The sequence below is a fragment of the Azonexus sp. genome (genome assembly GCF_041909095.1).
Taxonomy (GTDB): domain Bacteria; phylum Pseudomonadota; class Gammaproteobacteria; order Burkholderiales; family Rhodocyclaceae; genus Azonexus.
In genome coordinates, this window is the sequence record NZ_JAYREB010000007.1 from 37,809 (window position 1) to 60,962 (window position 23,154).

Below are 23,154 nucleotides of genomic sequence, written 5' to 3' on the forward strand. Positions count from 1 at the left end.
GCGCACGTTCCAGCGCTTGTACCCCAAGGAGAAAGATCATGGCGAAGCAGCGTATTCATCTGGTCATCATCGATCCGCAGAACGATTTCTGCGATCTGCCGGCGGCCGATTGCCCGGTCATTGGCGGCGTGCAGCAGGCGCCGGCTTTGCCGGTGGCGGGGGCGGATGCGGATTTGTTGCGGGTGGCGGAGTTGATCCGGGCCGGCGGTGCCGGTTTGAGCGACATTTCGCTGACGCTCGACGCCCACCAGCGCGTCGATATCGCGCATCCGACCTTCTGGCGGCAGGGCGATGGCAGTGCGGTCGGGGCGTTTACGCAGATTCGCGCGGCCGATGTGCGTGCCGGGCGTTTTCTGCCGCGTCGGGCTGAGGTGTTGCCGCGCGTGCTGGCTTATCTGGAGGCGCTGGAGGCGGCCGGGCGCTATGTGCACATGGTCTGGCCGGTGCACTGCGAGATCGGCACCTGGGGCCACAGCGTCCATGCCGCCGTGCGCGCCGCCTACAACGACTGGGAAGAGGCGAACGCCGCCGTGGTGACCAAGGTGTTCAAGGGCAGCAATCCGTGGACCGAGCACTTCAGCGCGATCCAGGCCGAGGTGCCGGATGCCGACGATGCCGATACCCAGTTGAACGCCGGTTTCCTGGCCAGCCTGGCGGCGGCCGATCTGGTGTTGTTCACCGGCGAGGCGGGCAGCCACTGCGTGCGGGCGACCGTCGAACACGTGGTCGAAAACTGGGCGGCCGGCGAACTCGGGCGGCTGGTGCTGCTCACCGACTGCATGAGCGCGGTGGGCGGGTTTGAAGCGCAGTACGCCGAGTTTCTTGACGACATGCGGCAGCGGGGTTTGCGCCTGAGTACGGCGCAGGCGGTGTTGCCGGAGTTGTTGGCGAACTGCTGAAAAATTTGTGCCGTTTTTGCGGTTGACCGCAGGATTTTGCTGAAAGCAGCGCCTGCGGCCGCTGGCAACGGCAGGAACAAGGAGAAGGAAGATGAGCACCATGGCACAGCAACCCGTCGTCCGCAGCCTGCTGGAGAACGACCTCTACAAGTTCACCATGTGGCAGGCACTGCTGCACAGTCATCCCGGCGCCCAGGCCGAGTACGCCTTCGTCTGCCGCAACACGCCGCTGTTCCCGCTGGCCGAACTGAAGCCGGCGGTGGATGCGGAGCTGGACCGGCTCTGTTCGCTGACTTTCGCCGACGACGAGCTGGCCTATTTGCGCAGCCTGCGTTTCATCAAGAGCGATTTCGTCGATTTCCTCACCGTCTTCCGCTTCCAGCGCCGCTTCATCGAAACCCGAGTCAATGGCGACAAGCTGGAGATCGTCGCGCGCGGGCCGCTAGTGCATGTGATGGCCTTCGAGATTTTCGTGCTTTACATCGTCAACGAGCTGTACTTCCGCCGCCTGCCGGTGGATGAAAACCTGCTGACGGTGGCGCGCCAGCGCCTGCGCGAGAAGATCGACTTCATCCGCGGCCTGAGTGATGAGCTGTGTTCGGCCGACGAGCCTTTCGTGTTCTTCGATTTCGGCCTGCGTCGGCGCTATTCCGGCGCCTGGCACGCGGAAGTGGTGCGCACGCTGGCGGCCGAGCTGCCGGTCAATTTCCGCGGCACCTCGAACGTGCTCTTCGCCAAGGAAATGGGCCTGACCCCGATCGGCACCATGGCGCACGAATACCTGCAGGCCTACCAGTCCTTCGGCTTCCGCCTGCGCGACTTCCAGAAGGCGGCGCTCGAAGGCTGGGTGCAGGAGTTCCGCGGCGACCTCGGCGTGGCGCTGACCGACGTGGTCGGCATGGACGCCTTCCTCGGCGACTTCGACCTCTACTTTGCCAAGCTCTTCGACGGTCTGCGCCACGATTCCGGCGATCCGGTCGAGTGGGCGGAAAAGGCGCTGGCCCACTACCGCAAGCTCAACATCGACCCGCGTCGCAAGCGCCTGGTCTTCTCCGACGGCCTCGATTTGCCGCGCGCCATCGACCTGTTCCGGCGCTATCGCGGCCGCGTCATGACCTCCTACGGCATCGGCACCAACCTGTCCAACGACACGCCCTTTGCCGCGCTCAACGTGGTCATGAAGATCGTCGCCTGCAACGGCCAGCCGGTGGCCAAGCTCTCCGATTCGCCGGGCAAGACCCTGTGCGACGACCAGACCTTCCTGGCCTACCTGCGCCAGGTGTTCGGAAGAAAGGACGGTGCATCATGAGCGCGCTGCGTCTGTCACTGGCCCAGATCAACCCGACGGTCGGCGACATCGCCGGCAATGTCGCCCTGATGACTGCCGCCGCGCAAAATGCTGCGGTCGACGGCGCCAGCATGGTGATTTTTCCGGAGCTGTCGCTGACCGGCTACTGGCCGGGCGACCTGCTGGATGAAGCGGATTTCCTCGCCCGCGTCGATGCCGGCCTTGAACAACTCGTCGCCGCCAGCCGCGCCGCGCCCGGCCTGTGCTGGGTGGTCGGCGCGCCGACCCGGCGCGAGGGGCCGGGCAAGCGCCTGCACAACAGCCTGCTGGTGCTGCGCGACGGCGCGGTGGTGCTGAGCTACGCCAAGCAGTTGCTGCCGACCTACAACGTCTTCGACGAATCGCGCCACTTCGCGCCGGGGCCGGATGTCGCCCGCGTGCTCCGCGTCGGCGGCGGCCAGGTCGGCTTTTTGATCTGCGAGGACGGCTGGAACGACGACGGCGCCGATTACGCGGTCAATCCCTTCCGCCGCCTCGCCGACGCGGCGCCGGAGCTGGTCGTATCGATCAACGCCAGCCCGTCCAACATCGGTAAGCGCGAGCAGCGGCACGCGCTGTTCGCCGCCGCCAGCCGCCGCCACAAGCTGCCGCTGGTGTATGTGAACCAGATCGGCGGCCACGACCAGTTGGTCTACGACGGCGCGTCCTTCGCGGTGACGCCGGAGGCGGGCGTGGTCTTCGAGGCGCAGCGTTTCGTCGAGGCGCAGGTTACGCTGCAATGGGACGGCGCCGCTTTCCGCGCCGGTGACGGCGCGCCGCTGCCGCCGGTGGCGGCGGCCGGGTTGCCGGTGATGGCGTTTTATCGCCGGCAGATCGTCCTCGGCCTGCGCGACTACGCCCGCCGCTGCGGCTTCCGGCAGGTGGTGGTCGGTTCCTCCGGCGGCATCGACTCGGCGCTGACCCTGGCGCTCGCCGCCGAGGCGCTGGGGCCGGAGAACGTCGTCGCGGTGACGCTGCCGTCGCGCTTTTCCAGCAGCGGCAGCGTCGATGACTCGGTGACGCTGTGCCAAAACCTCGGCATCAAGTTGTACACGCACCCGATCAAGGCGCTGGTCGGCCAGTACGAGGCCGATTTCGCCGCCGCCTTCGGCGAGCCGCTGCACGGCCTGGCGCTGGAGAACCTGCAGGCGCGCGTGCGCGGCACCGTGCTCATGGCTTACTCCAACCGCTACGGCCACCTGCTGCTGACCACCGGCAACAAGAGCGAGATTTCGGTCGGCTACTGCACGCTCTACGGCGACACCAACGGCGGCCTGGGGCTGATCGGCGACCTCTACAAGACCGAGGTCTTCGAGCTGTGCCGCCACCTCAACGCCGCCGCCGGGCGCGAGCTGATCCCGCTGGCGATCATCGCCAAGGAACCGTCGGCCGAACTGGCGCCCGACCAGCGCGACAGCGACAGCCTGCCGCCTTACCCGGTGCTCGACACCATACTCAAGGTGCTGATCGAGGGCGAACGCCTGGGCGCCGCCGAGCGTGCCGCCGTACAGGCCGACTACGCCACGCTCGCCGCCGGCCCCGACGGCACGGCATTGATCGCCCGCGTCCGCCGCCTGATTGCCCGCAACGAGTACAAGCGCCGCCAGGCCCCGCCCATCCTGCGCCTGCGCGGCCGCGCCTTCGGCAGCGGGCGGCAGATGCCGATTGCCGCCAAATACGATTGAGGAGCCGAGCATGAACAAAGAACAATTCGACATCGCCGTCGTCATCGGCCGCTTCCAGCCCTTCCACAACGGCCACGCGGCGCTGCTGGCGCAGGCGCTGGGCTGTGCGGAAAAGGTCATCGTCCTGCTCGGTTCGGCGCATGCCGCGCGCAGCGCCAAGAACCCGTTCAGCTGGGAAGAACGGGCGAGCATGATCGCGCTGACGCTGGACGAGGCGACGAAAGCGCGCGTGACCTTCCTGCCGCTGCGCGACTACTACGACGAGCGCCGCTGGCGGGCGGCGGCGCTGGCCGCGGTGCAGACGCAGGCAGCGCCGGGCGCGCGCATCGCGCTGATCGGCCACGCCAAGGACGCGACCAGCGAATACCTGCACGGCTTCCCCGGCTGGACGCTGCTGCCGGCGCCGGCCTACGGCGAGATCAACGCCACCAGCCTGCGCCGCATCCTGTTCGAGGGCGAGGAGCGCGCCGCGATGCAGGCGCTGCTCGCCGGCCAGGCGCCGGCCGCCGTCGTCCATTACCTGCTGGGCTGGCTGAACCTGCCGTTTGTCGCCGGCCTGCGCGAGGAACACGCGCGCGTCGAAGCCGGCAAGAAAACCTGGGGCACCGGGCCGTTCATCACCGTCGACGCGGTGGTCACCGCCGCCGGCCATGTGCTGCTGATCGAACGCGGCCAGCCGCCCGGCAAGGGCCAGTGGGCGTTGCCCGGCGGCTTCCTGGAGCCGCGCGAGCGGGTCCTGCAGGGGGCGATGCGCGAACTGCAGGAAGAAACCGGCTTCGCGCTCTTGCCGGCGACGCTGGAAGGCCTGCTGCGCGGCACGGCAGTCTTCGACCACCCCGACCGCAGCCAGCGCGGCCGCACCATCACCCACGCCCACTGGTTCGACCTCGGCGACAGCCGGCTACCCGAGGTGGCCGGCGCCGACGACGCGGCGGCGGCGAAATGGGTGCCGGTCGGCGAACTGGCGGCGATGGAAGGCGAGTTATTCGAGGACCATTTCATGATCCTCGATCATTTCCTGAAGCTCGACCTGCAAGCCTGAAAAACGGCGCTGCCGGTGACTGGAGCGGGGTCCGGTAGAATTCATGCCGATGTAATCTGCGGCCGGCAGCGCTTCACGCTTCCTGCCGTCGTTTTGACCAGGAGCCAGTGCATGAGCTATGTCGTGAAAATCTGGGACGCCGCCAGCGGTCCTGCCTTACCCGAGAGCGTCGATGCGGCCAGCCGGCTGCTCGGCGAACTGGAAGCGGGAGAAGTGCCGGGCGGCAATCCGAAATTCGTGCAACTGGCTCGGCAACTGACGCAGCGTTTTCCGACGCCGGGCATCTTGCCCTGCGACGACGAGCCTGATCTCGCGGCGATCGCCTGGAGCGACTGGCCGATTGACGGCAAAACCGAAGCGGCGGTGTGGAACCTGGGGCTGAATGTCGGCATGCTCGACGCAGCGCGCCCCTTTCTGATGCAGAAGGCCAACGCGCTGGGTCTGGGCGTGCTGGACGAGCAGGCGGGCGAGGTTCATCTGCCGGGCGGCCGGATTTTGTGCCTGCCGGGCCGGGCGCCGGTGACCCATGACGATGCTGCCGATGAGGCACCGAGGGCGCGCGAGGTGTCGGTGAGGATGTTCGAGTTTCTGAAGCCGCTGCTGGTGGCGCGCGGCTTCAAGGGCAGGAAGAGCAGCCTGACTTTCCGGCGCAGCTTTGCCGAAGGCTGGCATGAACTGTACATCTGGTCGCCCGCCGACCGCTGGCCGTTGTGTGCGGAAGTCACCGTGACCGTCACGGCGAGGCTGCATGCGATTACCGAACGGCGAGTCGGCGCCTGTTATCCCGGCCGGGCGCTGGAGGATTTCAGCCACATGCACACGCTGATCATGCACCCCAGCGACTGGATCGAGGGCGAAGCGCCTTTTTTCAGCAAGCTCAACAAGCATTACCAGGTGGTTCGCCCGGCGGAGATCGAGCCGGTGTTGCAGCATCTGGGCGAGAACCTGCAGGCGCGGATACTGCCGGCGCTCGATGCCTGTCGGACCCTGGCGGATTTCGACCGCGAATTGAATCCGGACGCCGGCGCCCGCTCGTTGTTCAGTGGCAACGTCGGTGACCGGCTCATCGCCGCCTACCTGAATGCCAATCCGCGTCTCGACGAGATCTGTCGCGAGCTCGATCCCCGGCTGTACGGGCGTTGGGAGCCTCTGGTGGCGAGCTGCGTCGATTAAGTCCGCAACCACCCGTTGCCCGCTGCCGGCGAGTAGCTTTCAACCGGAGGGGCTGATGTTCAGCCGCCCAGTTCGGCGCGCAGTTCGGCAAGCTGGGCGCGCAGTTCGCCGACTTCGCTTTCCAGTGCGCTGACGCGGTTTTTCAGTTCGTCGATTTCCTGATTGCCGGCGCGCGTACCACTTGCGGTGGTGGCTTCCACGGCCGGCTGGCCGCTCAGCAGGTGGCTCCAGCGATTTTCGCGCGAGCCGGGCAGGCGTGGCAGTTCGACGACCAGCGCCTTGCCGGCGAGTTCTTCGAGGAAGGCTTCGACCGAGGAAATGTCGGCGAAGCGGTGCAGGCGTTCGCAATTCAGGCGCAGTTCGCCGGCGGTCTGCGGGCCGCGCAACATCAATACGGTGAGCAGCGCCGAAGCCTGGCTTGGCACGCCGAGCACCTTTTCCAGCCGATGCTCGAAGCGGACGACGCGGCTGCCGCTGACTTCGACCGCCAGTCCGGCGTCCTTGAGACCGTCAAGCGCTTGCAGGATTTCCGCTTCGCCGAGTTCGAGCACCGGCTGGCGGCTGGTCTTCTGGTTGCAGCCGGCGGCCAGCGCGTTGAGCGACAGCGGGTAGGTGTCGGGCACGGTGCGCTGCTTTTCGACCAGCGTGCCGAGGACGCGGGTTTCGTTCAGCGAGAGGTGGGGCAGGGTATCGGTCATGTTCGCTTCAGCCGTGGGCGGGAGAGTCGGGAATGGGCGGCAGCAGCGCGCAGGCGGCCGCCGGCTTGACGATGCGGAAAGCCAGCTTGGTGCGGCCGCTCAGTTTGAGCAGCGCCTTGTCCTTGCTGACCAGGATGTCGGCGCCGGCGCGGGCGGCGAGTTCGAGGAACTTCTGGTCGTCGCGGTCCTTGCAGCGCGGCAGCGGCGGCGCTTCGCCGCAGTCGATGACGCGCACCAGCGCGCGGTAGCGGGCGTAGCGCTCGGCGATCATTTCCGGCGTCAGCTTGAGTTGCGGGTAGGTCAGCACGCGCTGCAGTTCGTCGAGCGTGCGTTCGTCGGCCAGGCATTCGATCTGCCCGGCCTCCAGCGCGGCCATGATCGGCACCGCCTCGACATTGGCCCAGTGGTAGAGATCGAGGACGACGTTGGTGTCGAGGACGAAGCGCAGCATGGGCGGATTATAAACGGGCAGCGCGGGTGCCTACAGCGTGGGCTTGAGCACCATCAGGAAGAAAATGGCGAGCATGGCGACGAAGGCCGGGTAGCCCAGCCGCTCCCAGAGGCGGGCGTAGCGCCAGTAGCGCGGCGGCAGCGCCTCGTTGGCGGCTGCAGCGGCTTCGGCCATGGCGGCCATGCGCAGTTGCAGCCAGACCACCGGCAGCCAGCACAGGCCGGCGATGACGTAGAGCACCAGCGTGACGACGATCCACGGCGTCGTCCATGCATAGCCGCCGAGGTGGGCGAGCCAGAGGCCGGAAATCGGCTGGAAGATAACGGTTGGCGTGGTGAACCACCAGTCGGCGCGAACCACCAGGCGGGCGGTGGTGGCGACGGCGGCGACCGGGCCCCGGCGGTTGGTGAAGAACAGGTAGAAGGCCGAACCGAAGCCAGTGCCGACGAGCAGCACGGACGACAGGATGTGCAGGGCCTTCAAGACGAAGTAGGTGGTCATGGTCTTTCCTCCTCGGCAAATAACAGGATGAGCACGGCCAGGATCGGCAGGTTCTTGCTGAGCGGGCCGTAGGGGTGGATCAGGAATTCCGGCAGGCAGACGGCGATCACCGCCGAATAGCCGGCGATCAAGGCCATCTGCGCCAGCCACAGGCGGCGGCCGGGGGCGAACAGCGTGGCCAGACCAAGCACTGCGTCGAGCAATGCGGCGCCAATCAGCGCGGCCAGCGCGGGTGTACCGGTGAGGCCGGTGCGGGCGAGCAGCGCCAGGCTGTCGGCAATCGGCCAGGCGAACAGGCTGACCCAGGCGGTGATCAGCCAGACGGCAGCGAGCGCCAGGCGCAGCAGCAGCGCGCGCCAGCCGGCGAGGGCTTGCTGGCGCAGGGCGGGGGCTTCGCCGGGCGTGATGAATTGGGCCGGATGGCAGGCGTCGGCTGGGTAGGGCGTGCCGACGTAGGCACCGGCGCTTTGCAGCATTTTCCAGCTCTGCGTGTCGAGCAGGCCGCCGGGCAGGTGTTCGCCGACGCGGGCGGCGAAGTTCATCAGCCAGCCCGGCAGCGGTAGCACCGGGGCTGGTGCAAAGCCCATGCTGCGGCGGTAGGTGGCGATCAGCTCGCGCAGGCTGAGGGCTTTACCGCCGCGCAACTCAAGGCACTGACCGGCCGGTGTTGCCGGGTCGAGCAGGCGGAGAACTTCAGCGCACAGGTCGTCGATGTGGATGCTGTGCACATGTTGGCGGCCGCCCAGCGGCAGCGGCGTCAGCGGCAGGCTGGCGAGCACGCGGAAGAGGCGGGCCGAGGCACCGGCTTCGCCATGGACCAGCGCCGGACGAACGATCTGCCATTCCAGCGGCAGGCCGCGCAGGAAATCGTCGGCGGCGCGCTTGCTGGCGAGGAAGGGGGCGTCGCCGCTATCCGCGCCCTGCGCCGAAACTTGCACGACGCGGCGCACGCCGGCCGCAGCGCAGGCGCGGAAGAAAGCCTGCGGGCCACGCGTGTGCAGGGCCGAAAAAGTCTGCTCGCCCTGTTCGCGCAGGATGCCGACGGCGTTGATCGCGGCGTCGCAGCCGCGCAAGGCCTGCTGCCAGGCGGCGGGATCGGGGTGGCTGAAGTCGATGGCGACCTCGTCGGCAGCCTGCGGCCGGCGCACGCCGCGCAGCACCTGATGGCCGGCGGCGCTCAGCGCCCGGCCCAGCGCGCTGCCGATGAAGCCGCTGGCGCCGGCGATCAGGATGCGCATGGCGTCGCTTCCTGGCCGTTGCCGGCCTGGCGTTGCGGCAAGGCGGCTGGCGTCGGGATGTGCTTCCAGATGCGCCGGGAGAGCAGACCGACGGCGACAAGCACGCCGACCAGGCTGAGACGGCCGGCGTGGCGCAGGGCGGCGGCCAGATCGTCGCCGGTGTCGCCGAAAAAAAGGACGAGCAGCAGTGGCAGGCCGAGCAAAAGAATCGCACTCGTTCGCCACCAGAAATCGGCGCGTCCGGCGGTGCCGCAGAGATCGAGCAGGATGCCGGTGAGCGCGGCTTTCAGGTAGTAGGCGGCGAGACCGCCGGCGAGCAGGGCGATGGCGAGTTGCAGCAGGAAGATCAGTGTCGCATCCATGGTTTTCTCCGTTACGATTATTTCTGTAAAAACAGAAATTAAAGTTTCAAAAAAATGGGCCGGATTGGCCCATGCCTGGTGGAAACGCTTTATTCGCTGGAATTACTCTTGCGGAGGGTCTGGCTCAGCTTGGCGCCGATGCCGAGCATTTTCATCAGCGTTTCCGGCTTCAGGCGCAGCATTTCGTCGGACCAGGTGGTGAGGATCTGGATGAACTCCAGCGTCTCGCGGATGCGCTGTTGCGCGCCTTCGTCCTCGGCGGCGAGGTCGGGGTTGTCGAGAAAACCCTTCAACACGTCGATCGTCGGATCAATCTCGCGCTGGCGGCGGCCTTCGACGATCAGTCGGAAGAGTTCCCAGACATCGGTCGAGGTCTCGAAATGGTCGCGCCGGTCGCCCTTCAGATGGACGATGCGGACCAGTTTCCAGGACAGCAGTTCCTTGATGCTGGTGCTGACGTTGGAGCGGGCGACGCCCAGCGTGTTGGCGATTTCCTCGGCTTCCAGCGGTCGACCGGCGAGGTAGAGCAAGGCGTGAATCTGCGCGACGCTGCGGTTCACGCCCCAGCGCGAGCCCATTTCGCCCCAGTGGAGGATGAATCTTTCGGAGATCGGTTTGAGTTCCATGGCTGCAATGTAGTTGTGTCTGAAATTTCTGTCAACACAGAAATTTCAGATGGCTGCTGTGTCGTTCAGCCGGCCTTTGGCGTCAGCGCCCGCATGCGTTCCTCGAACTCCTTGCGCAGCTCGCGCCGCACCTGCGCTGCCTGGTAGCGGCGGACTTCTTCCGGCGTGCTCGGCGTCAGCGGCGGGATTGGCGTCGGTTTGCCGTCGGCGTCGACGGCGACCATCGTGAAGAAGCAGGAGTTGGCGTGGCGGATGATCTTGGCGCGGATGTCCTCGGTGAGCACCTTGATGCCGATTTCCATCGAGGTGTTGCCGGTGTAATTGACCGAGGCGAGAAAGGTGACCAGTTCGCCGACATGGATCGCCTGGCGGAACATCACCTGATCGACCGACAGCGTGACGACGTATTCGCTGGCGTAGCGCGCGGCGCAGGCGTAAGCGACCTGGTCGAGCAGCTTGAGGATGGTGCCGCCGTGAACGTTGCCGGAGAAGTTGGCCATGTCCGGGGTCATCAGGACGGTCATGGCGAGTTGGTGCTGGGGAAGGTGCATGGTGTGGTTTTCGCAAGCGGGAAAGAAAAGGGCAGGATGAAAATCCTGCCCTTGCTGCGGTCGACCGGACGAATCCGGCAAAAACCGTTTAGTCTTCAAGCAGGCTGCGCAGCATCCAGGCGGTCTTTTCATGGACTTCCAGGCGCTGGGTCAGCAGGTCGGCGGTCGGCTGATCGTCGGCTTCGGCCACCACCGGGAACAGCTTGCGCGCGGTGCGGGCAGTGGCTTCCTGGGCGGCGACCAGGTGGCGGATCATGTCGGTGGCTGCCGGCACGCCTTCAACTTCCTTGATCGAGGCGAGCTTGACGAATTCCTTGTAGGTACCCGGGGCCGGGAAACCCAGCGCGCGGATGCGCTCGGCGATCAGGTCAAGCGCGTTCCACTGCTCGGTGTACTGGTCCATGAACATGTTGTGCAGGCTGTTGAACTGCGGGCCTTTGACGTTCCAGTGGAAGTTGTGCGTCATCAGGTACAGCGTGTAGCTGTCGGCAAGCAGGCCGGAGAGGCCTTCAACGATCTTCTTGCGGTCGGCCTCGGAAATGCCGATGTCGAGGCTCGGGGATTTGACTTTCTTGTTTGCCATGGACGGTTCTCCTTCGTGAAAACAGCGGGTTGGGCGCATCTTGCGCGACCTGACCGGCAGCGGCGCTGGCTTACCTCGGCGGGCCGTTTCCGGGCGGCTCCTGCGCTGGCGGCAGGAGCTTGCGTCGTGACCTAATATAACGCAATCGGCTTGGACCGGCCAATCAATCGAGACTATGCAGCGGCTGGTGTTGGCCTATCGGGCGGGGTTTACGGCGTTTTCACAGCATGTTGCCGCGAATGTCGACGATGCGCAGTTCGCCACGTTCGCGGCGCAGCAGCAGTTCGGATTCGCCCTCGCGTTTCTGCGGCTTCCCCTTGAGGTCATTCCAGCGATGCGACCAGCGCAGCGAAACGCTGACGCGTCGCTCCTGGGAGAGGACGCGGCCGACGCGCAGCGACCAGTCCACGGCAAATTCCCGCCGCCGCCGGTCGTCGATACGATCGCGGATGTCGGCCAGCGTGCCGTGCGGGTCGTCAGAAAAGTAGCGCGCGACGGAAGTCCAGCCGCCGCGGCGCAAACCGTCTTCCAGGCCCCTGACCAGGTCGTCGACTTCGTCGCGCAGGGGATCAGGGCGTCCGGGGCGGACGTTTACACAGCCGCCGATGGCGATGGCAGCGGCCGCCAGCAGGAATTGCCGGCGTCGTCCCGCTGCCGGCAGGGGAAGGGGGGCTTGCGCGGTGCTGCGGTTTTCCAGTTTCTCGTCAGTCATGGTGCTTTCCTTTGCCGATCAGTCAATGCATCAGCATATTGGATTTTTGCCGATTATGCTCAAGCGCGCTGCCTGGAGCTGATGCCCTCAGCGCAGCCACTGACTGCCGCTCAGGGTGCGCAGGATGCGTACCTTGCCGTCGACCAGACCGACTTCCTCGACGATCTGCGAGCTTTCCTCGTGGTGCAGGCGCTGGCGGCTGTTGTCACCGATGATGCGGACGCTGTAGCTGACGTTGAGCTTGTTGTTGCCGGCCGGCTGGACGCTGAAGCCGCTGATCCGGTACTGGATGCGGTCGAACACCTTGAACGAGTTGATCAGCGTGTCTTCGACGTCACGCGTGTCGGCACCGTCGCCACCCTGCCAGTCGCTGGCGAGCAGGCCGAGGATGGCGCGGATGTCGCCGCGGCCATAGGCATCGACGAAGTTCTGGTAGAGCGTGTGCACGCCGCCGAGTAGATCCTGTTCCGCCTGGCGGGCCTGTGCTTCACGCTGCTGGCGCGCCTTCTCTTCGGCCTCCTGGCGTTTGCGCTCTTCCTCCATCTGCTTTTCGTACCTGGCACGGGCTTCGGCTTCGCGCCTTTCCGCTTCAGCCTTGGCCGCCGGATAACCCTCGATCGCCTTTTCCAGTGCCGCCATCACGTTGTTGCTCAGTGGGTCGGCGATGCTCTGCAGTTCGTTTTGCTGGCGTGCCAGGTAATCGCGCAGCCAGGACGATTCGCTGCGGTAGGCAAAATAGCGCCCCTGCATGATGCCTTGCGCCTTTGCGGGCAGCGCGGCGTAGGCTTTGTGCAGATTGGTCTCGTCCGGGAACAGCGCCATTTCGTCCGCGAGTTTTGCGCGCAGCGGGGCGGCGATCTGCTCGTGCATGGCGTACAGGGGTTTCAGGCTTTCCCAGGTCTGCCGGATTTCCTCATAGGCCCGTTGCTCGACATGGACGAAGCCGCCGTGCGTGCTGACGTTGAGGTAGTTCCCCATCACCGCCTGGACGTGGTTCAGGAAGGCTGCCTGGAAGGACAACAGACGTTGCCTTGGCAGCAGGTAGTCGAGGGCCGGGACGACGAAGCGGTGGTTGCGGTCGGTAACGGCCTTCAGGCTGCTGGAAAAACCGATCCACGGGCCACTGGCGAATTCCTTCGGAATCAGGCTGCCGAGCGATTCGCGCGGAGTGTAAAGCGATTGCCCGGTCAGCTTGCGGCTGGCCTTGTCGAGCGCCGCGTTCATGTTGGAGAGGCGGAACTTGAAGAGGTCGAGGCGGCCGATCAAGTCCTCCAGGGCCGGCAGGTAGGCTTCGACTTCGAGCGCGGTCGCTTCAAACGGGAAGCTGGCGGCGGCGTTCAGATAGTCGGGTTCGCTGAAGGTGAACTTGTCTTTGACCATTTTCTTGTACCAGGTGCCGTATTCGTCGATCGATGCCTGGGTATAGTCTTCCGAATCCTGATAAAAGCGCAGCAGTGGTGTGAAGCGGTCAATCATCGAGTTCAGTTCGTTCTGCGCCGTCTGGCTGGCCTGCGAGACTTCCGGCAGCAGGGCCTTGTAGCCGGTCAGGCCTTCCTTGGCTTCCTGGCCAATGTCGCGGATGCGCTTGGCCGTGCTGACAATACGGTCGCGGGCGCCGGCCGGGTCGTCGCGCAGCCAGATTTCGATGTCCCATTTGACCCACTGCGGCTGGTTGCGCAGGTAGTCGAGGGTGTGCGGCGGCGGAATCAGGGCGATTTTGGGCCCCAGTTCGCCGAGCGCGGTTTCGTAACGCTGCAGGTGTTCGCTCCAGGACAACTGGTAGCGGGCGCGCGTTGCATCGGCGGCATCGCGAATCATCTGATCGAGCGCTTCGCGGCGATCCCGGATGTAGTAGCGGATCAGGTTCAGCCGCTGCACTTCGCGCTGCGCCAGCGAGGCGGCGGTGGCGGGCGGAACGACTGTCGCGCGCGCCTGGTTTTCGGTGGAAGAATAGCTGCTACTGCAGCTGTTCCAGCAGCGGGAGCCTTCGTCGCCGCGCAGGCCGCGGCAACTGCTGATGCAGCTGCTGTACTGCTCGCTGGCGGCACGCATGGTGTTCCAGTAAATTTCGGACGCCCGTCCGAGGACGTTGAGCGTTCCTTCGTGCTTGGCCTGGGCGGCGTCGACCTGGTTGCCCAGGCGCCGCTCGTGGTCGTGCTTGATCTCCAGGTAGGCGAGCGGTGAGCCGCCGTCGATGGCGGCGAGTGCCGCCGAACGCAATTCGCGCAGGACGCTTTCCGCCTCGGATTCAAACTCCGAGGGCTCGATCGGCGGCGTTGGTGGGGCCGGCCAGTAGGTGCCGGTGTACTGCTTCTGTACCGGCTTTTCGAGTTCCTGGTCGAATTTCTGAACGCTTTCGTTACGCAGCGTCTTGCTCGACTCTTCGGAAAACTTGCGCCAGCTGCTCTGTGTCTGGTTGAACTTGCTGCGTGCGTCGCTGGCTTGCTGCCAAAGGCGCTCGACGATGTCGATGCCCTGCTGGGCGGAAGCGATGTCGGCCCGGGTCCGGTTGATGAACTCCTGGGCAAAAGCGTCGACCTCGTTGGCGGTCCGGATGATGCGCATGCCGCTCTTGGTCTCGTCGGCCAGGTAGTAGAAGTTGACCACGAACTTGACCCCCGAGTTGGCCAGGTCGAGCGGTTTGGCGAACCAGTAGCCGGCGATCTCGACCGACTTCAGGATGATCGCGCCAGCGGCATCGTCGACGCTGGTCGGAATGCCCAGCACGTCGGCGGCAGTGTTGAGCGTCAGATCGACGACCCCGTCCTTGATGTCGTCGAGCGCGCCCAGCTTGATCTTCGATTGCCGCTGCCGGGATTCCTCGGCGCGCTGGATGGCGGCTTTGAGGTTTTTCTGGATGTCGCGTAGCTGGTCGCGCAGGGAGCGCATGCCGATGCCGAAATACTCGGTTTCCCGCAGATGGACCTGGGCGCCGGGGTCGAGCCGGAGGATGGTCTTGGCATTGCTGTCGATGGTGGTCGCTGCCTGGTTCAGTACCGCCTCCCATTCCCGGACCGACTGTTCGAGCGCGCCCCAGTGCGGGCCTTCGAAATGTTCGGCGTTTTCGATGGCGCTCTGGGCCTGCCGCACTTTCGATTCCGCCGCTTCGACGGATTTTTCCGCAGCCTCGATGTTCTTGCGGGCAGACTCGATCTCGCGGTAAATCTCGCTGTAGTCGCGCGCTTCTGCCGGGGCGAGGGAGAGGCTGAGCAGGGTGGCGAAGAGCAGTGCCAGGAAGTTGCCACAGCGGCGTTTTGCTGCCGTCCTCATTTGCCGTCTCCCTGATGCAGTCGCTCGGCGTGTGCGAGTTGGCGCAATGCGGCGAGGGCTGCCGGCGGTGCCGCGTTGTCCACGCTGACCAGCAAGACATCGCTGCCGAGTGGGAGAGCTGCCAGATGGAGAGCAGGCAGCATGCCGGCGAAGTCCTTGGCCGGGCCGGTGTGGACACAGATTGCAGCGGTCGTCGCCAGGCAGTCACTGACCGTCAGTTGCAGCGGACCTTCGGTGGCTTCGCCGGGGCGCTGGAGCAGCGCGCTCAATCGTTCAGCGGCAATCGGCAGGCGCGGGGCGAGGCTGGCGGCGGCGGCCTGGGCCGGTGTGCTGGCGCGCTGCCGGGTGATGCGTGCCTGGACGCCGCTGTCGCGTTCGATCAGCAGGCCGCTGTCAGGCAGCAGGATGATCCAGCCGGGCGGCGGAAAGTAGCGCCAGCCATCGAGCAGCAGCTGGCGTTCGGCGAGCTTTTGCAGGGCGGCGCGGGCACGCGGTTCGCCGGCCGCCGCCCGGCTGTGGGCGGCCCAGGCGGCGGCCGGTCGGTCGGCGGCTTCATGTAGGCGGCCCAGTTGCCAGAGGGCGGCGGGGCGTTCGCGTTCGGCTGGCGGCAGTTTCTGCCAGTAGCCGCTGGCCCGTTCATGGGCGCCGACCGCGAGCAGGGCGTCGACCGCCATGCCCAGCAGCACCGGATGCCCCGGGTGGCGGCCAACGGCGGCTTCGGCGGCGATCGCCAGTTCAAGTGGCGAGGCGGAGGCCTGCAGTGCCTTCAACAGGCGCTCGTCGAGCGCAGCATCGGCCGGCGTGGCGGAACGCAGCAGGGTCGCCGCTTCGCTGCCCCGTCCGCCGGCGAGCAGCAGGTCGGCCAGTTGCAGGCGGGCCGGCATGTTGTCCGGGGCCAGCCTGAGACCCCGTTGCAGGGCATCGATGGCGCGGCTGGTCTGTTTTTCGCCGATCAGCTTGGCCGCATCGCGGAATAGCTGCTCGGCGGTTGGCGCCGCCGGACGCGGTTCTTCCGGACGTTTTTCCGGTGGCTGCTGGGCGCCGGCCGGGAGGGCGAGGAGGAGCGCCAGGACGGCGGCGGCAAGCTGGCGCCGGTAGAAGCTTGCGCGAGGCTGGTCCATGTCCGTTCTCCCGAATCGAAGTTCAGCGCAGCCACTGGCTGCCGCTCAGGGTACGCAGGATGCGCGGTTTGCCGTCGACCAGGCCGACGACTTCGACGATCTGCGATTCTTCCTCGTGATGCAGTCGCTGCCGGCTGTTGTCGCCAATGATCTTCACCGAGTAGCTGACCTGGGCCTGGTCGTCACCGATCGGCTGGACCGAGAAGCCGCTGATCCGGTACTGGATGCGGTCGAAGACCTTGAACGAGTTGATCAGGGTGTCCTCGACGTCGCGCGCGTCGGCGCCGTCGCCGCCGTGCCAGTCGCTGGCGAGCAGGCCGAGGATGCCCCGGATGTCGCCGCGGCCGTAGGCGTCGACGAAGCTCTGGTAGAGCTCTCGTACCTGTGTTTCGCCGACTGCAACCGAACCGGACGGGGGCGCAGCCATTCCCAGTTTCAATTTGCCTTCGTCGATCATTTTTTGCAGTTGCCCAAAAGCGCTATCGACATCGCTGCTCCGCTGGCCAAGTTGCATGTAGCTTTCGCGTGTCAGATCGCTGAATGTCTGAAGACCGGCGGCGGTCGCCCAGTCCTTGGCGGCGAGTGCACTCCGGGCCATCTCGATGGCAGCATTCAGCTTGCTCAGGATGGCAGCGTAGCGATCAGCTTCCCGATCTCGGGCAGCCTGGTTGCGATTGACTTCCTCAAGGATATCGGCAATCGCTTTCGCCAGTCGCTTCATCGCGCCAGACAACTGTCCGTCAAACGCAAACTTGGCCTGGAACGCGTCGATCCGGGCAAACTGGAAGAGGGTACGGTTGGCTTGATTTTCGTCCAGCAGCTTTTGCATTTCTGGCTGATATGCGGCGTAGGAGGAAGTGGGTAATGCCCTGATCCTGTTTTCGAGTGCGCCCAGGTAGGCCGCGGTCAGCGATACCATGCCACCGGTAACCGGTAATTCAGCGAAGGGATCTTCGACCAGTTGCTCCAGCCCGAGTTCGGCTTCGGCACTGTAGCGCAGGATGTCCCGGTAGCGAAGGATGTCGACGATCTGGCTGCCGGGCAGGATTTCCGGCATTACCGGGCTGCCCGAGCCGGCCAGTGCCAGGTAGTTCCGATTGCTGGCGACAAACATCCCGACCGTCATGCTCAACTGACTTGCCGCTGGCTGGAACTCGCTGTAGAGGGACGACAGGAAACGGCTGTCGTCAGCGATCATGTCGTTGTTTTTCCTGGCGCGAGAGAGATAGGTTTCAAACTGGCTTGCGATTCCTGAAGCAAGGGTGATGTGTCTGCCGAATCCGTCCACGGATTGCTTGCGCGATTCCAGGCCCTCGATCATTGATTTGAGAGTCGCCTGACTTGAGCGTTGGATGTCCGATGGGTCGATGCTGGCGATAAACTTCAAGGCAGTAGCGATGGCATCGCTCACATTCTTGATTTCGGCGGCGGCTTCTCGTGAAGTCATGTATTTCAGGCTGGGTAGGGTATAGACGTCCCAATCCGCATAATGCTCCATGCGGTGCTGGTTGATCAGTCCCATCTGGCGGAGGATTTCCTTCTGCATGGCATCCACCGTCCGCATGATCAGCATCGAGCGCGCCTGATCATCGAGCGTCTTTGGCATGTGCTGGGCCAGAAAACTTTCGGGAATGCCGATGTAGCCACCGGGGGTGTCGTCGATGACTTTTCTCAGGCGAGCCAGTTCTTCTTCGCTAAGGAAGGATTCCGGATGCCTTGCATTATTCAGGCGCATCCTTGAGAAATCGTCGTACTTTCCCGAAGCATCACGATAGTGGGTGGTGATTGCCTCCCAGACCGTCGCATAGCGGTTCCGGTTGGCTTCGAGGAACTGCAGAAACTCCCGCTTCACTTCGGCGAAATGCTCGTTGTCGATCTTCACGTTGAGTTGGTGTATCGCCGTATATTTTTCCCAGCGCTGCTGAAGCTCACGTTGTTGTTTGCGCACCTGCTCGATCGCATTGAGGAGGGCGCTTCGCTGCTGGGGATCGCTGGTTCGCGAGTATTGATCTTCAAGACTCTTGAGCTGATTTGCGAGCTGATCGGTTTTTTCTTTCAGGATGAGCTGATTGGCCTGGAAATCTTCCTGATACTGCGCTTCCATCTTTTCCTGGTCGGCAGTCAGGGCCGATTGGGCCTTGCCAAGCTTCTCCTCGGCGCCCGGCTCACCTTGCCGCACCGGTTCGATGAAGTCTTTCGCGTATTCCGCGAATCCCTTTTCTGGGGCGTGACGGGTAAAGGTGAATTCGGTCTGCGCCTCTGTCATCGCCTGGGTTTCAGCGAGTAGTCTGGCATTGACCACGCGGTTCGAAATGCTGTCGCGTATCGGCCAGAGTTTGAGATAGTTTTCCTTGAACAAGGTGAGAAGACGTTTACGTTCGCCACCTCCTTTCTTGTCGTTGGGAGGAATTAGCCGCAAAGTCTGGGCATGCTGGATGATGTCCTGGCTCTCCTGAAGGATTTCGAGGCGCAGTTCCGTCAGTGCGACGGACGGTTCCTTGCCGTATTTCTTCCTGTGATCGGCCAGCGTCAAGGTGGTCGCTTCGCTGAAACGCTCCTGGTATTTCTTCACCTTTTCAGGGAGTTCTATAGCATATTTCTGAATCTCGGGCAGGCGGGACATGGCTTCCCGGTAACGCGTCAGAGCATCACGGAACTGATTTGGGTCGATCTTGAGCGCCTGGGCGGCCATTTCCCGCATCATCTTGGCGAGAACGACTTCCGCTTCCCGTTTCTTCGCCACTTTGTTGAGCTCCAGCAACAAGGTGGAAATATGGCTCTTCAATCTCTTTTCTTCTTCGAAAAGTAAGGCCTCCCTGCGCACCTCCGCCGGAATCGAAAGACGATCCCACAAGGAAGGTTCCGGCCAGGGCTGCCCCAGTTCCGATGTCACGTAGGTCTTGAACAGTTCGCCCCAGTTTGCCTCGAAAATCACCCGCCGCCAGAGGCGTTCGATTGAGGCCGGCGTTACCTTGATCGGGTCCCCTTCGCCCAGTTTGCGATTGCTGTCCCGGATCTCCCGGTCGTGCTCGACCGATCCATACAGCGCTTCAAGATCGAGAGCAGTCTTGCTGGCGTTGACGGCCTTGCGTGAACTGCGGGCCAGATCGATTGCGGTGATCAACGCGGTTACCGGTAGCATGCCGACGGAACTGCCCATGACGGCAAAACCGGTTGCTCCCTGTGCCTGACCATAGGAAACGATCATTTTCGCCAGCGTTGATGCCGTTTCGATCGCCGCTTCCGCGTTGTCGCCGGAGTCGATGGCATTGGCGATATCGCCCATCGATTTGAGGTAGCCGAATATCTCCAGACCACGCAGTACGGCGCTGACGTTGGTGACTTCCTCGGGCGGCAGGGTGTTGATGATTTCTCCATAGACCGTGGGGAAGACGGGGACAAAGTAATTGTCGAAATCCTCGGCGATGTCTTCAGCGGTTGCTGCGCCAGAGGGAGTGGCTGAAAACACGCCCAACGCCAGCCCAAGCGCTAACGCAACGCCTTTCAGGTGGCTGAGAATGAAGCGACTCATCACGGTCTCCGAGCCATTAAACGAAGCTCTGTCAGATTTCGGTCAGCGCAGCCACTGGTTGCCGCTCAAGGTACGCAGGATGCGCGGTTTGCCATCGACCAGGCCGACGACTTCGACGATCTGCGATTCCTCTTCGTGATGCAGTCGCTGCCGGCTGTTGTCGCCGATGATCTTCACCGAGTAGCTGACCTGGGCCTGGTCGTCACCGATCGGCTGGACCGAGAAGCCGCTGATCCGGTACTGGATGCGGTCGAAGACCTTGAAGGAGTTGATCAACGTGTCCTCGACGTCACGCGGGTCGGCGCCGTCGCCGCCATGCCAGTCGTTGGCCAGCAGGCCGAGGATGCCCCGGATGTCACCGCGGCCGTAGGCGTCGACGAAGCTCTGGTAGAGGGTCTGGATCTGCGCATTGCTGATGCCGAAGGAAGCCAGGTAGGCGGCCAGTTTCGGCAACAAGGCGCGGCCGCGGTCGAGGGCATTGCGCGCTGCCGCTTCACCGTGCTGGACGTAGTAGCCCATGTACGAACCCGGTTGCAGGCTGCGTTCCAGTTCGAGCTGCCATTCGCGGGCGCGGGCGCGGCCTGCCGCGTCGGGGGGCTGGCGGAGGAGAGCGTCGATCATGTTGAGCCAGCTCAGGTAGGAGCCGATCTGGTTGTCGCGGGTGCGCAAGTAGCCGATCCGCATCGACCCCAGGTAGTAGGCTTCGCGGAAACGCTGCATGGCTTGGAAGATCGGCATTCCAGAGGTGATGTGGCCGGCGTTGGCGAGCGGCAGATAGAGGTCGTTGGCCTGGCGATGGATTTCGCCGAGGGCGCTTTCGCCGCTGGCGGCATCGTTGGTCGAGGCGTAGGCGCGTGCCCGGCCGGCGAGGCCGTCGAGTTTTGCCGCCCGCTTCGGGAAACCGTTGGCCACTTCCTGGCGGAAGGGACCGACTTTGGCTTCATAGGCGTTCAGCGCCGCTTCCATCTGGTCGAACAGGCTGTTGGCGTTGGGCCAGCCAGCCGGCAGATCCTGCGGGTCGGGGGGCGCCCAGTACCAGTGGTGGCTGGCCGGCCAGCGCGCTTCCCAGGTGGTGATCTGGTTGAACAGTTCGTCCTCCTGCAGGTAGACGCTCTGTCCCGGGGCAATGTCGTTGAGTTCGCTGCTGATCTTGGCGATCTGGCCGGACAGGTCCTTTTCGAGGCGCACGTACTGGTTCCAGGCGCTCTGGTAATCGTTGAAACCCTGGGCGGCATTGCGGTCGCGCTCGGCGTATTTCTTGCGAGCTTCGCGCAGGGTTTCCAGGGTGTAACGGGGCTGGTCCGGGTCCGACGACCAGTAATAGTGGCGGCCCATCTGCTTCAGCACGTGCTGTTCGATCGCTTCGTCGGTGTTGAGCGCAGCGGTGATGCGCTTGATCTTGTCGATTTCCTCTTTGCTGATGGCGTTCCATTCGAGCCAGAAACGACCGCTGGCGCCGTAACTGATGATGCCGGCAGCGTGGAAGGTCTGGTAGAGGTTGCCTTTCAGCGCCAGCAGTTCCTGCGCCTTGGGCAGCAGTTCTTCCGCCCGGCGCATCACCGACTCGCCGCGCTGTGCCCGTTCCCAGCTTTCCTGGTGTGGCACCAGCATGGCCTTGGCTTCCTCTTCGCGGACCGCGGCGTACTGCTCGAACAAGGTACTGGACTGGTTGAGTGAGGCGAACAGGTCCAGGGCGCTGTCGCTGGGTAGCGAGTAATCGAAATTGTAGTACCAGCGCAGCCCATCCCAGAGCGCGATGTTGGGTTCGATTTCCTTGGCAAAGCCATCGGCCTGGCTGGCGTAGCCGGAAAGGCGGCCGGATTGGGATTTCGCGGTGTCGAACAGCAGTTGCGCGTAGTCGCGGGTCTGGCCGGCGTTTTCGCGCCATGTGCGGTAGCGCTCGGCGCTGCCCTTCAAGGTCCCGATCGGGGGGTAGGGCGGTTGCAGGGAGGCGAGCGCGTAGATCGGGCTCCAGGCGGCCATCGCCAGGTAATAACCGCTGCTGCCGAGATCGCGTATCGTTGTCTGCCGCGGGTCGAGTTTCCTCTCCCAGGGGTAGGCCCAGCTGATTTCGACGGTTTCGCGGCGGAAGGTATCGAAGCGGCGGTAGAAGGCGGTACGTCGCTCGCTTTCGGCCTTTTCTTCCTCGCCAAGTTTCTGTACCGGTTCGTAATAGCCGCTGCGCATCGCCTGCGATTCCTTTTCAGCGGCCTGGCGATAGGCGTCCGCTGCCTTGTACAGGCGATCCAGGGCCGCCCGGTACATGCTGTTACGGGTTTCGGCGTCCTCGACACCACGCAGGCGTTCCCTCAGTTCATTCCAGAAATAGTTGCTGGCCGCCGAGTAAGCCTCGGAAAACGGCTTCATCTGCTGCCAGTGGTAAGCATTGGCGTCGTTGCTGCTCTTGAGGCCGACCAGGCGGAAGGTGCCACCGTTGATCGTTCCCGACTTCAGGTTGTTCCAGGCTGCCCGGTACTCACCGGCAGCTGCGCTGTATTGCTTCGGCTCGCCCGGGTAGAGATTGATGTTCTGGGTCGGCGGCGGTCCGGCAACGTCGCGTGCCTTGTCCAGCGTGTCGAGGAAGGCCTTGTTGCCCTGGAGGCTGCGGATGCGCGATTCGATATTGGCGATGCGCCGCTGCAGGGCATCGATTTCCGCCTGGATCGCTGGCACCACCTGGTCGATGTCCTTGCGTGCCTCGACCAGCGCCGACTTGGCCGGACCGATCCGTTCCTGGATGAAGGTGATCTTGCCGGTGACCACCGAATCCGATTTGGCGACCTGATCGGGCGTGCTCTGCCAGCGCTGCAGCCAGGTGTTCTGTACCATGCCGCGGCTGACCAGTTGATCGGCCACCTGTTCAGGCGTCATCCGCATCGCCTGGTCGAGCAGGCGCAGGGCGGGGGCGATGCCGACCACGGAATCGGACAGTTTCTTCACCTTGGCCGGCAGGTGGCCGGCATCCCATTTCTTGTAGGCGTCGACTGCCCGGTCGTTGATGAAGTTGGCGGTGGCGACGACGATGCTGCTGCCGGGGTTGATCTTGGTGATCGAATCGTTGGCGACACCGATCACGCCGACAAAGGCATTCCACAGCTGGAAGCCGCGCAGGCGGGTTTCCAGGCTGACCAGATCGCGGTAGGTCTCGGCGAGCTTTTCGCGCGCCTGCGCCAGTTCCTGTGGCTTGCCGCGCAGTCCGGCGAGGATTTCGCTCAGTGCCTGTTTTTCCTCGGTCAGTTTGGCGATTTCCTCGTCCTCGGCGGCGGTCGCCAAGGTCACGGCGCAACAGAGGAAAGCGGCGGCGAGCAATTGCAGGAAACGCCGGCCGGCTTGCCGCGGCACACTGAGGCCCGTGCGGATCAATTCTGTCCTGGCGTTCATGG

General features: G+C 64.4%; 18 protein-coding genes. 5 read left to right on the top strand and 13 right to left on the bottom strand.

What is annotated here, in order from left to right:
- The first annotated feature begins 38 nt into the window (after positions 1 to 38).
- From ACE3OV_RS13345 to ACE3OV_RS13365, 5 genes are all read left to right on the top strand, one after another.
- Complete coding sequence (locus tag ACE3OV_RS13345; RefSeq protein WP_374327760.1) at positions 39 to 899, top strand: cysteine hydrolase; 861 nt, start codon at positions 39 to 41, stop codon at positions 897 to 899.
- A 91-nt stretch (positions 900 to 990) separates the two neighbouring features.
- Positions 991 to 2,208, top strand: coding sequence for a nicotinate phosphoribosyltransferase (gene pncB, locus ACE3OV_RS13350; RefSeq protein WP_374327761.1), 1,218 nt, complete (start codon positions 991 to 993; stop codon positions 2,206 to 2,208).
- On the top strand, positions 2,205 to 3,911 hold the full coding sequence (locus ACE3OV_RS13355; RefSeq protein WP_374327763.1) for an NAD+ synthase: 1,707 nt from the start codon (positions 2,205 to 2,207) through the stop codon (positions 3,909 to 3,911). The genes pncB and ACE3OV_RS13355 overlap by 4 nt, the downstream gene beginning before the upstream one ends.
- A 10-nt stretch (positions 3,912 to 3,921) precedes the next feature.
- Entirely contained in the window at positions 3,922 to 4,953 is a 1,032-nt protein-coding gene (locus ACE3OV_RS13360; protein WP_374327764.1) for a bifunctional nicotinamide-nucleotide adenylyltransferase/Nudix hydroxylase, read from the top strand.
- 111 nt (positions 4,954 to 5,064) lie between these two features.
- Positions 5,065 to 6,126: a hypothetical protein gene (locus tag ACE3OV_RS13365; protein WP_374327765.1), complete on the top strand. Its 1,062-nt coding sequence runs from the start codon at positions 5,065 to 5,067 to the stop codon at positions 6,124 to 6,126.
- A gap of 59 nt (positions 6,127 to 6,185) precedes the next feature.
- On the opposite strand, the gene ACE3OV_RS13370 is transcribed toward ACE3OV_RS13365, so the two are convergent.
- The 13 genes from ACE3OV_RS13370 to ACE3OV_RS13430 all read right to left on the bottom strand — a co-directional run bounded on the left by ACE3OV_RS13370 (position 6,186) and on the right by ACE3OV_RS13430 (position 23,152).
- Positions 6,186 to 6,824, bottom strand: coding sequence for a YceH family protein (locus ACE3OV_RS13370; protein ID WP_374327766.1), 639 nt, complete (start codon positions 6,822 to 6,824; stop codon positions 6,186 to 6,188).
- Between the two features lie 7 nt (positions 6,825 to 6,831).
- The gene (locus ACE3OV_RS13375; protein ID WP_374327768.1) at positions 6,832 to 7,275 is read right to left on the bottom strand and encodes a putative toxin-antitoxin system toxin component, PIN family; all 444 of its coding nucleotides are present in this window, start codon (positions 7,273 to 7,275) and stop codon (positions 6,832 to 6,834) included.
- Between the two features lie 30 nt (positions 7,276 to 7,305).
- Entirely contained in the window at positions 7,306 to 7,776 is a 471-nt protein-coding gene (locus ACE3OV_RS13380; protein ID WP_374327769.1) for a DUF2269 family protein, read from the bottom strand.
- On the bottom strand, positions 7,773 to 9,014 hold the full coding sequence (locus ACE3OV_RS13385) for an SDR family oxidoreductase (RefSeq protein ID WP_374327771.1): 1,242 nt from the start codon (positions 9,012 to 9,014) through the stop codon (positions 7,773 to 7,775). The genes ACE3OV_RS13380 and ACE3OV_RS13385 overlap by 4 nt, the downstream gene beginning before the upstream one ends.
- Positions 9,002 to 9,376 carry a hypothetical protein gene (locus ACE3OV_RS13390; RefSeq protein WP_374327772.1) on the bottom strand — a complete coding sequence of 125 codons (375 nt, stop codon included), beginning with the start codon at positions 9,374 to 9,376 and terminating at the stop codon, positions 9,002 to 9,004. Before ACE3OV_RS13390 ends, ACE3OV_RS13385 begins: the two co-directional genes overlap by 13 nt.
- A gap of 89 nt (positions 9,377 to 9,465) precedes the next feature.
- The gene (locus ACE3OV_RS13395) at positions 9,466 to 10,002 is read right to left on the bottom strand and encodes a GbsR/MarR family transcriptional regulator (RefSeq protein WP_374327774.1); all 537 of its coding nucleotides are present in this window, start codon (positions 10,000 to 10,002) and stop codon (positions 9,466 to 9,468) included.
- Between the two features lie 65 nt (positions 10,003 to 10,067).
- A complete protein-coding gene (locus tag ACE3OV_RS13400) occupies positions 10,068 to 10,553 on the bottom strand; it encodes an acyl-CoA thioesterase (protein WP_374327775.1) in 486 nt (161 codons plus the stop codon).
- Positions 10,554 to 10,641: 88 nt separating this feature from the next.
- Entirely contained in the window at positions 10,642 to 11,136 is a 495-nt protein-coding gene (locus ACE3OV_RS13405) for a Dps family protein (protein ID WP_374327776.1), read from the bottom strand.
- 220 nt (positions 11,137 to 11,356) lie between these two features.
- Positions 11,357 to 11,848 (bottom strand): hypothetical protein, encoded by a 492-nt coding sequence (locus tag ACE3OV_RS13410; RefSeq protein WP_374327777.1) that lies wholly within the window; start codon positions 11,846 to 11,848, stop codon positions 11,357 to 11,359.
- An 87-nt stretch (positions 11,849 to 11,935) separates the two neighbouring features.
- On the bottom strand, positions 11,936 to 15,118 hold the full coding sequence (locus ACE3OV_RS13415) for a hypothetical protein (RefSeq protein ID WP_374327778.1): 3,183 nt from the start codon (positions 15,116 to 15,118) through the stop codon (positions 11,936 to 11,938).
- Complete coding sequence (locus ACE3OV_RS13420; protein ID WP_374327779.1) at positions 15,115 to 16,239, bottom strand: tetratricopeptide repeat protein; 1,125 nt, start codon at positions 16,237 to 16,239, stop codon at positions 15,115 to 15,117. Before ACE3OV_RS13420 ends, ACE3OV_RS13415 begins: the two co-directional genes overlap by 4 nt.
- Before the next feature lie 22 nt (positions 16,240 to 16,261).
- Positions 16,262 to 19,771, bottom strand: a complete 3,510-nt coding sequence (locus ACE3OV_RS13425; protein ID WP_374327780.1) for a hypothetical protein — start codon at positions 19,769 to 19,771, stop codon at positions 16,262 to 16,264.
- Between the two features lie 42 nt (positions 19,772 to 19,813).
- Positions 19,814 to 23,152, bottom strand: a complete 3,339-nt coding sequence (locus ACE3OV_RS13430) for a hypothetical protein (RefSeq protein ID WP_374327781.1) — start codon at positions 23,150 to 23,152, stop codon at positions 19,814 to 19,816.
- Positions 23,153 to 23,154 lie beyond the last annotated feature (2 nt).